Raw genomic sequence first — 14,839 nt, forward strand, 5'->3', positions numbered from 1 at the left:
CGCCTATCGAAGCCGTCCCATCACGTGGGCATCGACGTATTTTCCATCACGATAGGCATCGTTGCGCAGCGTGCCTTCGTGTTCGAAACCGAATTTCTCGTAAAGCCTGATTGCCGCGAGATTGTCGGTAAACACGTTCAACTCGATGCGGCGGATATCGTGCCAGTTATCGGCCGTGTCGATCAGCGCTACGAGAATATGCGAGCCTACACCCTTGCCCGCGAATCCGTCATGGACGCTGATCGCCAGATCGGCCACGTGAAATTGCCTTCCTGCCCTGCGGCGCAGGGCTGCATTTGCAACGATCTTTCCGCGCCACTCGCCGACGATGGAGATATCGGTCGGGCCGCGATTTTCCAGCGCCTGTCGTGTCTTTTCAAGTGACTGAAACGGTTGGCGAAGGGTGCCGTAACGAACCCCTGGCAGGTTAAACAGTTCGGTCAAAGCTTCGGTATCGTCCAAACGCGCAGCGCGCAGGACAACGTCGCTCAACTGGAACTGTTTATCTTCATTGTCGGCAAATTTCACATTTTGCATGCCTGTCTCCTTGGGCGCATAAGGAGCAGGTGTCCGAACCCTGCTCTTACTGGCAGGGTGGAAATGGATCGCTTAAGGCGACGACATACCTTTCCCTGCCGGACGGCCGGTGATGGTATGGCGACGGGTGGTCTTCTGTTGCGAAGCGATCATGGGCGCAGAATGCTTTTGCCCTGTGGTCCTGTCAAGCGGGCACGTTGCGGAACAAGTTCCTCAGTTTTGCCGGCAACCGGCCATCGATTGCCGCAAGGCCGGCGGCGATCATCGTCATGCCGGCGAAGTGCTTGATTTCCAGCTTCTCACCGAGAAGCAGCGAACCGAGCAGGATGGCGCTGACGGGAATGAGGAAGGTGACGAGGGCGAGGTTGGTGGCGCCGGCGCTGGCAAGGATGCGGAAGAAGATGAGATAGGCGAGCGCGGTGGACAAGAGGGCGATGCCGATGAGTGCGCCCCAGGTTCCGAGGCTCGGCATGGCCAGCATCCATGGCTTGTCGATGAGAAGGGCGGCCGGGATCAGCATCAGCGTCGAGGACGATATCTGGCCGGTGGCGGTCATCAACGGCGGTACGCCCATGGCCTTGAAACGACGTCCGAATATGCCCGCGAAGGAATAGGAGATGGCCGCGCCGAGAATGGCGATCTGGCCCCAGAGGCCGGATGATCCGCCGAAGGCTGCCGGGCCGATCATTGTCGCCACGCCGACGAAGCCGATCAGCACGCCGACGAGCTTGTTGCCCGTCATCTTTTCATCGGCGGTCAGAAAATGCGCGACGATGACGGTGAAGAGCGGCGTTGTGGCATTGAGGATCGAAGCAAGCCCGCTGGCAATATGGGTCTGGCCCCAGACGATCAGGCAGAAGGGAATGATGTTGTTGAGCAGCCCCATGCCGAAAAAGGCACGCCACACCGCCCATTCGCGCGGCAGGCGAAGGCCCATGATGCGGCAGACGATCAACAGTGCCGTGGCGGCAAGGCTGACGCGCAAGGTGACGATGGTGACGGGTGGCAGTTCTTTGACGGCGACACCGATGAAAAAGAACGATCCGCCCCAGAGCAGCGAAAGTACTATGAGCATCGCCCATTCGCGGGCATCCATCTGTTTCTGTATCGCCATCTTCGTCTCCCAGGGCTTGAATATTGACATGGTCGCAGACAGGCCCGCCGTCATCCACCCGATATCGGTTGAGTTTACCTCAAGTAGGCGTTGCGTGTTTTCTGCAGCTTTTCATGTCCCATTGCGGCTATTTACTCCCTGTTTTATGATGTTTTCAAACGATTGTTTCTCGTCAGATAATTGAGTTTAGCTAAATCATGGCAGCGGAACTTCCATCGCTCAAAGGACTACAGGCCTTCGAAGCCGCGGCGCGGTATCGCAGCGTCACGCTTGCCTCCAACGAGCTGAATGTCACCCCCGGCGCGGTCAGCCTGCAGATCAGGGAGCTGGAAGCGCGCCTTGGCGTACAGCTGTTTTTCCGCAAGCCGCGCAGCATCCAGCTGACACGTGAGGGGGAACGTTATTACGGCGCGCTTCGCACTGCCTTCCGGATGATGCGCGAGGCGACGGCGGAACTGACGGCGCGATCCGAGATCACTGTTCTGACACTCAGCTGCACGCCGACTTTCGCCATACAATGGCTGATGCCGAGATTGCCTGCCTTCCAGCAGCAACACCCGCATGTGGATGTCCGCATCAGCGTGACGAACCGGCTGGTGGATTTTTCGCGGGACGATGTCGATCTGGCGGTGCGGCACGGGTTCGGCCGCTATGAAGGGCTGGAGAGCATCCGTTTTATCGATGACAGCACCCTGCCGGTCTGCTCGCCGCAGCTCTTGGAAAAATATGGGTCACTTCAGGAGGCGGGGGACCTGAAATCCGTTCCGCTGCTGCATGATGAAAACCGCAATGAGTGGCGGCGCTGGTTGGAGGCGGCGGGAGCATCGGAGGTTGATGCCTCCGGGGGGACGGTCTTCATCGACAGCAATGGTGCGCTGGATGCGGCGAAAGCCGGGCACGGCATTGCGCTGACCCGCCGTTCGCTCGTTTCCCGCGAGCTTGCGGAAGGCGCATTGATCGCGCCATTCGGGAAAGACATGGCCAGCACACTTGCCTATTTTCTCGTTTATCCGCGACGGATGCTTGATAATCCCGATCTCGTGTCGCTGATGGACTGGATGCTCTCGGAAGCGGGTTCGACCGAGGCCGGTTCTCTTTGAGGCCAATCCGGTCTATGCCGGAATGAAACAACGGGAATCACTCTTGAAAACCATCGCCATCGATTTCGAGACCGCCAATGAAGAGCGGGGCAGTGCCTGTTCAATCGGGCTTGCGTGGATAGAAGACGGTGAGATCGTTCGTGTCGAGGAACGGCTCATCCGGCCGAAGGACATGCGGTTTTCGTCCTTCAACATCGCGGTACACGGAATTCGCCCCGCCGATGTCGAGGACGCGCCGGAATTTCCTGAGGTGATGGAAGAGTTTATCGACGACTTCCACGGCGCGACAATGATCGCCCATAATGCCGCCTTCGATTTCAGCGTCATGCGGGCATCCTTCGACAAATACCGGCAGTCCTATCCCGATCTTTCTTATCTGTGCAGCGTGAAGATCGCCCGCCATGTCTGGCCGCATCTGGAATCGCACAAGCTGAATGTGATTGCCCATCATCTCCAGCTGCGTTTTGTGCACCATAATGCCGCCGAAGACGCGGTTGTCTGCGCGGCAGCGTCGATTGCTGCTGCCAAGGCTTTGCGCGTTGCCCATGTCCGCGACCTGCCGGAAAAGATCGGCATGGTGGCCGGCCGTCTCACTTCCACCGGTTACCAGCCCTGCAGCATGAAAAAACGCACCGTCTCCCGGGTTGCGTAACCGTTCCTCGCGCTTATGTTTGAAGCAGCGAAACGGAGAAGATGCGATGACGATGAAAACTCTGTCGGGTGTGATTGCGGGCTTTCTGGCATTGCTTCCCGTGACAGCGGCGCATTCACAGGTCGTAGGCAAGGTTGGGGTCGACTGGATCGGTAATGACATCGTCATCGAGGCGGTCGCTGATCCGAAGATCAAGGGCGTGACATGCCATGTCACTTATTTCGAGCGCGGCGTTATCGACCGGCTGAAAAACGGCAACTGGTTTGAAGACCCTTCCAACAACGCCATTTCCTGCAGCCAGACGGGGCCGGTGGAGATCGGCGACATCGATCTGTCGAAGGGCGGCGAGGAGGTGTTTCGGCAGGGCATGTCGCTGGTCTGGAAAAAGCTCGTCGTCAGCCGGGTTTATGACAAGGCGAACGATGCGCTGATCTATCTGGTACATGCGCGGGAACTGACCGACGGTTCGGCGAAGATGGCGATCTCGACCGTGCCGCTGTATAGTCAGCAGGTGACGTGGGAAAAGGGCAAGCCGTGAGGTTTTGCCCTTTGCAGATGTATCGTTAACTGCCGGTAGGTCTGATCAGGCCGCTTCGCGCGCCAACTCGTCCGCAATGACGGTGTCGAGGTTGAGGAAGCAGACCATGCTTTTTTCCAGCGCCACGATGCCGCGGCAGAAGTTGCGCTGTTCTTCCGGAATGATATCGGGCGCGGGCTGCAGGTCTTCGGAGCGGATGGTCATCATGTCGGAGACCTGTTCCACCAGAAGTCCGACCAGCTTGCCGCCGATATCGGTGACGATGATGGCGGAGCGTTCGGAAGGTTCGGTCATTTTCATGCCGAGGCGGCCAGCCATGTCGATGACGGGAATGACGGCGCCGCGCAGGTTGATGAGACCGAGAACATAAGGCGGTGTGTGCGGCATGGGGGTGACGGGCGCCCAGCCACGGATTTCGCGGATCGCCATGATGTCGATACAGAATTCCTGACCGCCGAGATGGAAGGAAACGATTTCGAGATATGCGCCGGATTGTTTGATGGCGTTGGACATGACGGCAGGTTTCCTCTGATGGCTCTTGAGCAGGCCCACGCAGGATTGAGCTTTATGCGGTGGCCGGAATGGACCGGAAGACATCATGTCGAGGCTTTAAAACCGCTATGGTCATAATGCACAGCAAGATTTTAAACTTTCCCTAACAATTGCGGCTGCCAGGCCGCCAAAACCCAGTATTTTGGCGGTTTTCGCATCGGTGCAAAAAGGTTATGATGGAAGCATGAAGGCACTCACGTTCCATCCGCTGAAGTTTATTCTCGCAAGTCTTGCCGCTGCGGCTTCGCTTGCCATCGTGCTTCTTGCCTTTGACGGCTGGGTGCGGCACAGCACGGATATTTTCCTTTCCACGGTGCAGAGCGGCATCGCCTGGTGTTTGTGAGCCTCGCGACGGTTGCGGCTTTGTGACAAATCAGCGCGGTACCCGCAAATACGCCCAGTTGATTTGCCGTCGCCGTCGCCGTTCGTTATCAGTCTGCCAAGGCCTGCGATATGCCGCCGGCTTTCGGGGTAGGATTGGACAATGAGAAACATTCGCATCGTATTATGGGCCGTGGTGGTCGTTCTCGCCGGTGTTGTCAGCTGGCTGACGATCGAGATGACGAAGACCCGTGAGGAGATGGTGGAGACGGCCTATGGCGTGCCGTTCGAGCTGACGGCGCAAAATGGCCAGCCGATCACCGAAAAGGCGTTTCAGGGCAAGCCGACGGCCTTGTTCTTCGGTTTCACCCATTGCCCTGAAGTTTGCCCGACGACACTGTTCGAACTGAACGGCTGGATGGAGAAGGTGGACCCGGCCGGGGACAAGATGCAGGCCTATTTCGTCTCCGTCGATCCCGAGCGCGATACGCCTGACATCATGCAGCAATATGTCTCCAACGTTTCGAAGCGGATCACCGGCATCACCGGTCCGGCCGACAAGATTGCCGAGACGCTGAAAGGCTACCGCATCTATGCCAAGAAGGTGCCTGTCGACGAGAAAGATCCGAATGGTGATTACACCATGGATCACACGGCGTCCGTCATTCTGCTCGATGCCAATGGCCGGTTTGCGGGAACGATCGCCTATGGTGAAAACCCTGACGTCGCCGAGCAGAAGCTGCAAAATCTTCTGAAGGGTACGAAGGCATAATTGCGCTGAGCTGCTTGGACTGATGAAGGTTTTGTGGCAAAGGCAGAACGAGTAGCCTTAGCCAGAGAAAGCAGCCCGCCGTGAGCGAAATCCGACTTTACGTCACCACGACCGAAATCAAGGCCGGTGAAATCCTCGATCTCATGTCGGATTATTTCGGCGAGGAGGATGTTGCGATCGCCACGACCGAGGTGGATGAGAAGCGCGACATCTGGGAAGCCTCGGTCTATCTGATGGCCGAGCAGGAAGACGAGTATCGCGAGCGCGTCAGCGCTTTGCTTGCGCCCGCCTTTCCGGGTCTCGTCATCGAAAAAGATACAGTTCCGGATGTCGACTGGATTGCCAAGTCGCTGGAGGGGCTGAAGCCGGTGCGGGCAGGGCGCTTCATCGTGCATGGCGCGCATGATCGCGACAAGGTGCAGCCGCATGATCTGGCAATCGAGATCGAGGCGGGGCAGGCTTTCGGCACCGGCCATCACGGCACGACGGCGGGTTGCCTTGAAATGATCGAGGATGTTCTGCGGGCACGGACGGTGCGCAATGCGCTCGATCTCGGCACTGGCAGTGGCGTTCTGGCGATTGCGGTGCGCAAGATGCGCCCTATTCCGGTGCTTGCGACGGATATCGACCCCATTGCCGTCAAGGTAGCGAAGGAAAATGTGCGGCTGAACGGCATTGTTTCCGGGCTGGCGCTGGAAACCGCCCCCGGTTTTCACTCCGATGCCTTCCGCAAGTATGGTCCGTTTGATCTCATCATCGCCAATATTCTGGCGCGGCCGCTTATCAAGATGGCGCCGCAGCTTGTCACGCATCTGGCGCCCGGCGGCACTGTCATCCTGTCAGGTATTCTCGCATCGCAGCGCTGGAAGGTTCTCGCCGCCTATAATGGCGCGCGGCTTTCCCATATCCGCACCATTTGGCGCAATGGCTGGGTGACGCTGCATCTGCGCAAAGACTGACGCTCTCCCAACATTCCTTTCGGGCAAAAGAAAAGGCGGCGCTTTCGCGCCGCCTGGAACCCGCGAGCATAGGGGAGGAGCTTGCTCAAGCGGGTCGACGTATTCCTGTTCAGACGCGGTGGAGGGAGGATCGCCGCGCCGGAATTAATCAGAATACGTAGCTGGACTTTGCCTTGCGACGCAGATCGGCGCGGTTCACACCGAGTGCTTCGAGCGACTTGTCGTCGAGGTTCAAAAGTGCTGCGTTGACATGGCGGCCGACCTGACGCTGGCGTGCTTCAACGACGCGATCGAAGGCGGTGCGGAGGAAAGATTTTGCCATTGCTTCAAATCCTTGTTTGCCAGGAGAGTATCTCTCTCGCTGTGTTGATCTTGATATAAGCGATGTGATTTTGTTTAGTTAGATGGGATATCTCAATGTTGATATGCGGAAAATGCATATCACTTGTTTTTTAGTATTACTTATTTCGCAAAATATGCACAATTTATCGCCGCAATCGGTTCTGTCATATATGGCTTGAAACGGGGTTTGCCCACGTGGCATTGTCGTTGTGCGCCAATGATTTGACGGCGTGAATGAACCGCTTTCCTCATGACAGTTCCCGAAAGACGCCCATGTTCCAGACCTTCGAAAACAAATCCGCGCCGCAATTTGGCAAGGCCCGTGTCGAGGCGCTGCGCGCCGGTTTCGACGCGCTGGCTATCGACGGTTTTCTGGTGCCGCGCGCCGATGAATATCAGGGAGAATATGTGCCGGAATGCGCCGAGCGCCTGTCCTGGCTGACGGGGTTCACCGGTTCGGCCGGCATCGCGTTGGTGACACGCAGCGAGGCCGTGGTTTTCGTCGATGGCCGGTATACGACGCAGCTCAAGTCGCAGGTCGACCAATCCGTCTTCACGGGCGGTGATCTGGTCGGGGCGCCGCCTTCCGTATGGTTATCCGAACATGCGACGCAGGGCTTCCGACTGGGGATTGATCCGTGGCTGCATACCGGCGCTGAATTGAAGCGGCTGGAAAAGGCGCTTGCGGCCAAGGGCGGTTCCGTCGTGCTGCTGGAGCGCAATCCGCTTGACGCCCTGTGGCAGGATCGCCCTTCCGAGCCGCTGGAGCCCGTTATTATCCAGCCGGAAGCCTTTACCGGCAAGCTGGCGAAGGAAAAGATCGCGCTGCTGGCGGAGACGGTTTCGGCCAGGCAGGCTGATGCCCTGCTGGTTACCGATCCGTCTTCCATTGCCTGGATTTTCAATATTCGCGGCAATGACGTGCCGCACACACCGCATCCGCTTGCCCGCGCCATCATCTATGCCGATGGCCGGACGGATATTTTTCTCGACAAGCGCAAGACCGGCATCGAGGCTGAAGCCTATCTGGCGCAAATGGCGACACAGCTGCCGCCATCCAAGATTGCCGATCGCCTGCATGCGATTGCCAGCGCCAAGGGCCGGGTCATGGTCGATGCCGATCTGACGCCGGTGGCGCTAACGGGCGCAATCACGGCGGCGGGCGGTATATTGGTGGAGACGTCCGATCCCGTCCGCCTGCCGCGCGCCTGCAAGAACAAGGCGGAGCTTGCCGGTTCGGCCGCAGCACACGTGCAGGATGGCGCGGCCATGGTCGAATATCTGAGCTGGCTGGACCGCCAGCAGCCGGGCAGCGTCACCGAAATCGCTGCGGTCAAGGCGCTGGAGGCAGCGCGGGCCAAAGTGGGGCAGGCGATGCAGAACCCGCTGAAGGACGTGTCTTTCGACACGATTTCCGGTGCTGGCGAACATGCCGCCATCATCCATTACCGTGTCACCACCGACACGGATCGCACACTTGCCGACGGCGAGATGTTCCTCGTCGATTCCGGCGCGCAATATGTCAACGGCACTACTGATATTACCCGTACCGTCGCAATCGGCACGGTGCCGGAAGAGCAGAAGCGTTTCTTCACGCTGGTGCTGAAGGGAGTGATCGGCATCAGCACCGCACGGTTTCCGAAGGGAACGCGCGGTTGCGACCTCGATCCCCTGGCGCGCATCGCGCTGTGGAAGGCCGGCGCGGATTATGCCCATGGCACCGGCCACGGTGTCGGTTCCTACCTTTCGGTGCATGAGGGACCGCAGCGTATCGCAAGGCTTTCGACGCAGGAGCTGCTGCCGGGCATGATCCTGTCGAACGAGCCGGGTTATTACCGCCCCGGTGCTTTCGGCATCCGTATCGAGAACCTGATCTATGTGCGGGAGGCGCAGGAGGTGGCCGGCGGCGACCAGCCAATGCTCTCCTTTGAGACGCTGACCTGGTGCCCCATCGACAACAGGCTTGTCGTCGTGTCACTCCTGACCGACGAGGAACTCGACTGGCTGAATGCCTACCACGCCGACGTTCTGGAGAAGCTCTCTCCGCTGATCACCGATGAAGAGGTGAAAGCCTGGCTTGTTGCCGCGACCAGGCCACTGGAGAGGATCGCTTAAAGCAGCCCAAAATGTCTGATGGCGATGACGACGGCCCAGCCGATCGCCAGCATCGTCAGGCCGGGAAACCGCAGGCAGACCAGAAGGGCTGCCGCCATGCCGATCTTCACCTCGTATCCGCCTTCGAAAAAGGCGGGTGCGACAAGCGTGGTCAGAACCGCAACGGGTACGGCGTTCAGCCCCGCTTCCATGCGCGGCGGGATGGATTTCATCCGCGTCATCAGCACATAACCGCCGATGCGGGTGAGATAGGTGGCGACGGCGGCGAGCGCGATCAGGATCATCGTATCGGTGTGGAGCATGTCGCTCATGGCGTTTCCACCCTGTTTTCAGGAGTGGCCTCGCCGTTGGGTTTGGGCGGATAAAGGACTGCGACGAGAATGCCGGCGATCGCACCGAGGCTGACATGCCAGGGGGAGCCGACGAAGTGATAGGCGACCGTTGCGCCAACCGCGCTTGCCAGCATCACCGGGTAGAAATTCTCCCGCTGGCGGAAGCTCAAGACCATGCCCATGAAATAGATCGGCAAAAGCACGTCAAGGCCGATGGCCTTTGGATCGCCGACGAGATTGCCGAGCGAGGCCCCGAGAATGGTCATGGCCAGCCACAGCACATAGACCGGCGCGGCAAAGCCCATATACCAGGAAAAACCGACCGTGCCGGTGTTTTCATATTTCCGGACAGATTCGGCAAATTGCGGATCTACCAGAACGAAGAAGCCAGCCGCCTTTTGCATCAGCGACCAGCCGGAGATCATTCGGGCAATGGCAGCCGAATAAAGGATATGGCGGAAATTGACGGCGAAGACGGAAAGAACGATCAGCCATGGGGCGACCTTCTGGCCAAACAGTTCGATGCCGACAAGCTGGCTCGCGCCGGCATAGACGGTGCCGCTCATGATCGTGGCTTCGGTGACGCTCAGGCCGTTATCGACTGCAACCGCGCCGAACAGCGCGCCAAAGGGGGCGGCGGAAAGGGCGATTGGAAAACCGGTCCTCAGTCCCTCGCGAAAATCTTTATTGAACATTCTCTGGAAACTCCTTGCCGCCGCTCTATCGCCGTCCCGGCTGGCTGGCAAACGAATTGCATGAATGGATCGATTGATTCCCTTGAAGCTTCCGTTACGGTAACGCCGACAGGCAACGCTGGACGAGAGACCTCATCGGGTTTCGTCTGCGCACCCACACCGTGAAATCATGGAAGATCAATGCTCGAAAAGCAGGAAAAGGCCGTCCTGGCCGCGCGTATCAAGGACTACCTTGCCCGGGAGACCGAAACCGAGATGGGCCTTCTTGAGGCGGAAATCTTCGTGGAGTTTCTGGCCGAGGAGGTCGGATATGTTTTCTATAATCAGGGGCTGAAGGATGCACATGCTGCAATCCTGCGGCGTCTTGAGGACGCGGCCGGTGACATCGACGTGTTGGAAAAACCGAGGTTGCGTTAAAGGGGCGGTCAGTCGCGCAATATGTCGCGGCTGTTGACGATCGCGGCGCCCTTTTCCCGCATGGCCGCAATCGCGGCCTTTATGCCCTGTGGATCGATGCCGCGGCTTGCATCCTCGATGAAACGGACCTTGATACCGGGTAACATGGCGATGGCATCGAGCACCGAAAAACTGACGCAATAATCGGTGGCGAGGCCGCATATATCGAGCTGCGTCACGCCCTGACGGGCCAGATAATCGGCAAGGCCCGTCGTCGCCGACTGGTCATTGTCGCGAAAGGCGGAATAGCTGTCGACGGCGGGGTTTTCACCCTTCTGCTGAATATAGTCGAATGCTTCCGTCTTCAGATCGGGGTGGAATTCCGCATCCTGCGTGCCCTGCACGCAATGGTCCGGCCACATCATCTGCGGTTTGCCGGAAAGTTCGCCCATGTCGAAAGGTTTCCTGCCGGGATGCTGGGACGCGAAACTGCCGTGGTTTTCCGGGTGCCAGTCCTGCGAGGCGACGATGAGGTCATAACCGCCATTGTCGATCAGGGCATTGGCGGCAGGCACGATCCTGTCGCCTTCGGTAACGGCCAGATTGCCGCCGGGGCAAAAGCCGTTCTGGATGTCGATGAGCAGCAGCGCCTTCATGATGTGCCTCCCTTTTGCCAGCAGGATGCCAAGCCGGCTTTGGCGGATCAAGTCCCCATTCAACCTTTGTGCCCACGTGACTGGTGGATGACGACAGCTTGTCCCGTCGCAGTCCTGCCGCATTTTCAGCAAATTTCCGGCCAAGTCGGAATTTACCTGACGATGCGGCGACGGAAACTTTAAAGGCCGATGACGCCCCGCGGGGCATTTTTCAGGACGAGCGATGTAATGCACGCCGTTCCCGTACAGGTCATCGTTTCGCCTTCGCCTGACATGCGCAGACCTTAACGAAGTATTTTTGCAGGGACTCGTAAACACTTTGGTTACCATAATTCGTCATGCTTCGAACCAGTCAGTTCCGAAAGCGGCGTGGTGTTCACCCGCTCTTTGGATGCCCCAAAATCCCACCGGCATGGTCCGGGTGTGCGTGAACGGTTCGAGTAACGAGTATCATGGCGTTTTCTGCTGCGGCCTATAATGGCGCCGGTCTTGCCGGGTCGTCCTGCCTCAAGAAAGGCAAATCCTTTTCGCTTGGCCGAATGTCCGCGCTGCTCGGCGGCGGTGCCTTTGCCGGGCTTTTCGCCTTTGCAGCCTTCGCATCGCTGCACAGCATGGCGGCCGCCTCGCATGGCGTTGGGCAATTTGAAAAGACGCTGGTGGCCAGGCTTGATTCCGCCGAAGCGGCGATCGGCCACGTGACGGGGCGGGATATTCACGTCCGCAAGTTTTCCCGCTTGAGCGATCACAGCCATGGCCCGCAGAAGGCCGTTCGCCTTGCGGGCATCATGCCGGAGATCGGCGCGAAGGAATTCCGCGAGCGTTTTGGCGCGGCGGCGAATGCCAAAGGGCAGGCGACGGTGAAGGAACTTGCCGCGCTCAGGCCTTCGGCAATCGTCGATTCGGCGCTTGGGCGCACCACTGATGTGGCCTATCAAAGCGCTGCCTCGCAACATCCGGCATTCGAAGTGGCGCTGGCACGCCCGCAGATCGAGGAAGAGGCGAGCAGCCTGCTTCCTGATGATGTGCCGCTTCCGAGCTTCCGGCCCGAAGTGGCGGCGGCCGAGACGGTTGAGCCGTCGCCGCGTCCGGCCCTTTCCAAGGCTGCTGTTGCTTCAGCCCCCGATTTTGATGCGCCGGTTCCGCTGCGCGCGCCGCAGCAGCCCAAGCAGGGCACCGGTGCCATGCTTGCCTTTGCAAAGCCTGACAATCCGATGCGCGAGCCGAGCAAGATGGATGCGGTTCCGTGGCCGGATCGCGGCAATGGCACGGCGATTTACGATATTTCCTCGGGGACTGTTCACATGCCGAATGGCGAGAAGCTGGAAGCGCATTCCGGCATCGGCAAGATGCGCGACAATCCCGACTTTGTTCACGTCAGAATGCGCGGCTCTACGCCGCCCTCCAGCTATCGTCTGACGATGCGCGAAGCGCGGTTCCACGGCGTCGAAGCCATTCGCCTGACACCGGAAAACGGCGTCAACCCGCATGGCCGTGATGGGCTTCTTGCCCATACCTACATGCTGGCGAAACGCGGCGAATCAAATGGCTGTGTCGTGTTCCGGGATTATTCCCGCTTCCTGGCCGCCTTCAAGCGCGGCGAAGTCAAGCGCATGATCGTCGTGCCGAAACTGAACGGTAACCGACCGACGCTTGCCAGCAGCGGCGGTAAAAGTGGCGGCAAGACGCTGCTCAGCATGTTCTCGCGCGGCAGTGATTCCTGATCCGTCTTGTTTCTTAGCGGCTGCGCCGCTGCGTCAGCACCATGCCGGCGAGGATGAGAAGAATGCCAAGCGCGCTTGCCCAGATTTTCGGCGGATGATCGCTGAAAAGATCGAGCACAACGCCTGAGACCATCTGGCCGCTGATGACCAGAAGTGCGGTATTGACCGCGCCGATGCGCGGGATGAGCCAACTGCCCGAGGCGATGAAGACGACGCCGATCGGCCCGCCGATAAAGGCGAGCCACGGTGCATCAGCCGCGCCCGGCGGAATGAGACCGCCGACGATGAGGCCGATGACGGTCAGCACGGCAAAGCCAACGATATGGTTCCAGAAGGAAGCGATAAGCGGTGAGTTCGACAGGCTCAAGCGGCCGTTGATCTGGCGGCTCAGCGCCACGAAGACACCGCCGGCAAAGGCCATGGCGATCCAGACGATCATGCCGTTCTCCCGACCAGAATGATGAGTGCGCTGCCGCAGAGGATCAGCGCTACCGCTGCCATGTCCCGCACATCCGGACGCCGTTTCGGCAGGCCGAAGAGGCCGAAAAGATCGGCCAGCAGGCTGAAGATCACCTGTCCGCCGAGGCCCAGCGCTATGGTGCCGGAAAGCGCCAGCGGCGAATTGACGGCGGTGGAGGTGAGGATCACGATGGCCGCACCCACGACCCCGCCGCAATAGGCCCAGAGCGGCGCCTTTGGTTTTGCCGGTGCCGTGGGGTCGTTCTTCGGGCGCACTATGGCGAGATAGATGAGCGCTGCCACCGTACCTGTGCCATGCGCCGTCCACGAGGAAAACAGCGCACTGCCGTAATGGGCTAGCTGGCCGTTGAAATGCACCATCAGGGTCAAAAGACAACCGCTCGCGAAGGCGGCGGCAAGATGCAGCGGGTTGAGGCGGGGATGCGTCATATCTGTCATGGCGGGTCTATTGTGGCGTGCCGGGAGAGCTGAAGAGGTATCCGAGCTTTAGCCGATATGTGCCTGAAGCGGAATCGAATTGCGCCGTTTCTCGGCTTCAGGTGGCATTATCCTGTGCGCTACGGAACCAGTGACCCTGCCACGCATTATTCCAGCATGAAGAAAACGACGCGCAAGCCATTGAACCGGATGATGATTTTCGTCATTTCGATTTTCGTTCTCGCAGCCGTGATTGCGGCGGTTTATCTCGTCGGCTTCACGCCCGGCGAGGCATGATCCAGCTTGTTCAATTGCCGGCGGGAGCAGTCTTGCCCTTGCCGCCTTCGAGCGTGACACTCAGCTTGGCGATGGCGAATCGGAGGCCGCGCAGAAGAAAACGGCTGGTTTCCAGATAGGCGCGATAGGGCAGTACCGTAAAATAACGCCAGCGCGGCAGGCGGTAAATGCGCAGATTGTTCTGAATCTGGCTTTCGCCATCCGCATCCTGCGTGGCGCAGAGCGGGTAGATGAAAGCCCCCTTCAGGCCTGCCAGATATTCCAGATCGAATGCGATATCATAAGCCAACCGCATGGGGATCAGTTTCGATATCCATTTTCCGGCGCGACGGTTGACGAGATAGGCGCCTGAGCCTTTTTCCCGCGTCAGGGCAATGGCCAGCGAACGGCCATTGGAAAGTGGACGAAACGGAAATTTGCTGCCGTTGCTGACCGTCGTCAGCCGCAGCAAATCCCAGTCGCTGCCGTTCAGCACTGCCTCATCGATTGCATTCAGAAAATCATTGTCGAAGACCACGTCGTCTTCAAGGATGAGCGCGATATCGGCGTCGCCATCCATGAATTTATTGGCGCAGGCGACATGGCTGAGATAACAGCCGATTTCCGGCGGTGACGTGCGCCGGCCATGCATGAGCATGTAGGAAATCTCGCTGAATTCCGGGATCGGATAATTCAGTTCGCGGCCATTGACGCCGGCGATACGCATCGCCTGCAGCCCGATGGCGTCGAGCCGGGCAGTCATATCCTCAAGGCGCTTGGTGGCGCTATCCATGTTGATCAGGAAAACGGCAAGCTTGCGCTGGCTTTTCGGTAAAATATGCAAAGCGGTCCTCGCCCGGTTTT

At 59.0% G+C, this 14,839-nt stretch carries 20 protein-coding genes; 10 read left to right on the plus strand and 10 right to left on the minus strand.

Annotation, left to right across the window (positions count from 1 at the left end; all coding sequences use genetic code 11):
* Positions 1–3: 3 nt before the first annotated feature.
* Together DXT96_RS12550 and DXT96_RS12555 are read right to left on the minus strand one after the other, a co-directional pair.
* Entirely contained in the window at positions 4–537 is a 534-nt protein-coding gene (locus DXT96_RS12550) for a GNAT family N-acetyltransferase (RefSeq protein WP_153515058.1), read from the minus strand.
* Between the two features lie 184 nt (positions 538–721).
* Entirely contained in the window at positions 722–1,651 is a 930-nt protein-coding gene (locus DXT96_RS12555) for a DMT family transporter (RefSeq protein WP_194287628.1), read from the minus strand.
* Positions 1,652–1,741: 90 nt separating this feature from the next.
* On the opposite strand from DXT96_RS12555, the gene DXT96_RS27405 reads away from it, so the two are divergent.
* The 4 genes from DXT96_RS27405 to DXT96_RS12575 are packed head-to-tail and all read left to right on the plus strand — an operon-like array spanning position 1,742 to position 3,941.
* Positions 1,742–1,831: a 4Fe-4S binding protein gene (locus tag DXT96_RS27405; RefSeq protein ID WP_153515059.1), complete on the plus strand. Its 90-nt coding sequence runs from the start codon at positions 1,742–1,744 to the stop codon at positions 1,829–1,831.
* Between the two features lie 17 nt (positions 1,832–1,848).
* The gene (gcvA, locus tag DXT96_RS12565; protein ID WP_153515060.1) at positions 1,849–2,751 is read left to right on the plus strand and encodes a transcriptional regulator GcvA; all 903 of its coding nucleotides are present in this window, start codon (positions 1,849–1,851) and stop codon (positions 2,749–2,751) included.
* A gap of 43 nt (positions 2,752–2,794) precedes the next feature.
* Positions 2,795–3,403 (plus strand): 3'-5' exonuclease, encoded by a 609-nt coding sequence (locus DXT96_RS12570; RefSeq protein ID WP_153515061.1) that lies wholly within the window; start codon positions 2,795–2,797, stop codon positions 3,401–3,403.
* 46 nt (positions 3,404–3,449) lie between these two features.
* Positions 3,450–3,941, plus strand: a complete 492-nt coding sequence (locus tag DXT96_RS12575) for a CreA family protein (protein ID WP_153515062.1) — start codon at positions 3,450–3,452, stop codon at positions 3,939–3,941.
* 45 nt (positions 3,942–3,986) lie between these two features.
* Here the strand turns inward: DXT96_RS12575 and DXT96_RS12580 are convergent, their stop codons facing one another.
* Positions 3,987–4,454: a chemotaxis protein CheW gene (locus DXT96_RS12580; RefSeq protein WP_003513183.1), complete on the minus strand. Its 468-nt coding sequence runs from the start codon at positions 4,452–4,454 to the stop codon at positions 3,987–3,989.
* 223 nt (positions 4,455–4,677) lie between these two features.
* Between DXT96_RS12580 and DXT96_RS12585 the strand changes: the two genes are divergently transcribed.
* From DXT96_RS12585 to DXT96_RS12595, 3 genes are all read left to right on the plus strand, one after another.
* Positions 4,678–4,836, plus strand: coding sequence for a hypothetical protein (locus DXT96_RS12585; protein ID WP_246670564.1), 159 nt, complete (start codon positions 4,678–4,680; stop codon positions 4,834–4,836).
* A gap of 141 nt (positions 4,837–4,977) precedes the next feature.
* Complete coding sequence (gene sco / locus DXT96_RS12590) at positions 4,978–5,586, plus strand: cytochrome oxidase assembly protein Sco (RefSeq protein WP_149900199.1); 609 nt, start codon at positions 4,978–4,980, stop codon at positions 5,584–5,586.
* An 80-nt stretch (positions 5,587–5,666) separates the two neighbouring features.
* Complete coding sequence (locus DXT96_RS12595) at positions 5,667–6,545, plus strand: 50S ribosomal protein L11 methyltransferase (RefSeq protein ID WP_371418852.1); 879 nt, start codon at positions 5,667–5,669, stop codon at positions 6,543–6,545.
* Positions 6,546–6,693: 148 nt separating this feature from the next.
* Here DXT96_RS12595 and DXT96_RS26950 read toward each other — a convergent pair whose 3' ends face one another.
* Positions 6,694–6,867 carry a hypothetical protein gene (locus tag DXT96_RS26950; RefSeq protein WP_174373479.1) on the minus strand — a complete coding sequence of 58 codons (174 nt, stop codon included), beginning with the start codon at positions 6,865–6,867 and terminating at the stop codon, positions 6,694–6,696.
* A 293-nt stretch (positions 6,868–7,160) separates the two neighbouring features.
* On the opposite strand from DXT96_RS26950, the gene DXT96_RS12605 reads away from it, so the two are divergent.
* The gene (locus DXT96_RS12605; RefSeq protein ID WP_153515063.1) at positions 7,161–9,002 is read left to right on the plus strand and encodes an aminopeptidase P family protein; all 1,842 of its coding nucleotides are present in this window, start codon (positions 7,161–7,163) and stop codon (positions 9,000–9,002) included.
* On the opposite strand, the gene DXT96_RS12610 is transcribed toward DXT96_RS12605, so the two are convergent.
* Both DXT96_RS12610 and DXT96_RS12615 read right to left on the minus strand, forming a co-directional pair.
* Positions 8,999–9,313 carry an AzlD family protein gene (locus DXT96_RS12610; RefSeq protein ID WP_149900202.1) on the minus strand — a complete coding sequence of 105 codons (315 nt, stop codon included), beginning with the start codon at positions 9,311–9,313 and terminating at the stop codon, positions 8,999–9,001. The genes DXT96_RS12605 and DXT96_RS12610 overlap by 4 nt on opposite strands.
* Positions 9,310–10,029 (minus strand): AzlC family ABC transporter permease, encoded by a 720-nt coding sequence (locus tag DXT96_RS12615; RefSeq protein WP_153515064.1) that lies wholly within the window; start codon positions 10,027–10,029, stop codon positions 9,310–9,312. Before DXT96_RS12615 ends, DXT96_RS12610 begins: the two co-directional genes overlap by 4 nt.
* A 180-nt stretch (positions 10,030–10,209) precedes the next feature.
* Here DXT96_RS12615 and DXT96_RS12620 point away from each other — a divergent pair, with 180 nt between their 5' ends.
* Positions 10,210–10,446, plus strand: a complete 237-nt coding sequence (locus DXT96_RS12620; RefSeq protein ID WP_046798086.1) for a DUF2164 domain-containing protein — start codon at positions 10,210–10,212, stop codon at positions 10,444–10,446.
* A gap of 8 nt (positions 10,447–10,454) precedes the next feature.
* Here DXT96_RS12620 and pncA read toward each other — a convergent pair whose 3' ends face one another.
* Positions 10,455–11,081 (minus strand): bifunctional nicotinamidase/pyrazinamidase, encoded by a 627-nt coding sequence (pncA, locus tag DXT96_RS12625; RefSeq protein WP_149900204.1) that lies wholly within the window; start codon positions 11,079–11,081, stop codon positions 10,455–10,457.
* 452 nt (positions 11,082–11,533) lie between these two features.
* Here pncA and DXT96_RS12630 point away from each other — a divergent pair, with 452 nt between their 5' ends.
* Positions 11,534–12,802, plus strand: a complete 1,269-nt coding sequence (locus tag DXT96_RS12630) for a DUF2778 domain-containing protein (protein WP_153515065.1) — start codon at positions 11,534–11,536, stop codon at positions 12,800–12,802.
* Positions 12,803–12,815: 13 nt separating this feature from the next.
* Here DXT96_RS12630 and DXT96_RS12635 read toward each other — a convergent pair whose 3' ends face one another.
* From DXT96_RS12635 to DXT96_RS12645, 3 genes are all read right to left on the minus strand, one after another.
* On the minus strand, positions 12,816–13,241 hold the full coding sequence (locus tag DXT96_RS12635) for a DMT family transporter (protein WP_046798088.1): 426 nt from the start codon (positions 13,239–13,241) through the stop codon (positions 12,816–12,818).
* Positions 13,238–13,720, minus strand: a complete 483-nt coding sequence (locus tag DXT96_RS12640) for a DMT family transporter (protein ID WP_153515066.1) — start codon at positions 13,718–13,720, stop codon at positions 13,238–13,240. The genes DXT96_RS12635 and DXT96_RS12640 overlap by 4 nt, the downstream gene beginning before the upstream one ends.
* Before the next feature lie 286 nt (positions 13,721–14,006).
* Entirely contained in the window at positions 14,007–14,819 is an 813-nt protein-coding gene (locus DXT96_RS12645; protein ID WP_153515067.1) for a glycosyltransferase family 25 protein, read from the minus strand.
* Positions 14,820–14,839: the final 20 nt, after the last annotated feature.

Source organism: Agrobacterium sp. ICMP 6402 (assembly GCF_009498615.1).
Lineage (GTDB): Bacteria > Pseudomonadota > Alphaproteobacteria > Rhizobiales > Rhizobiaceae > Agrobacterium > Agrobacterium burrii.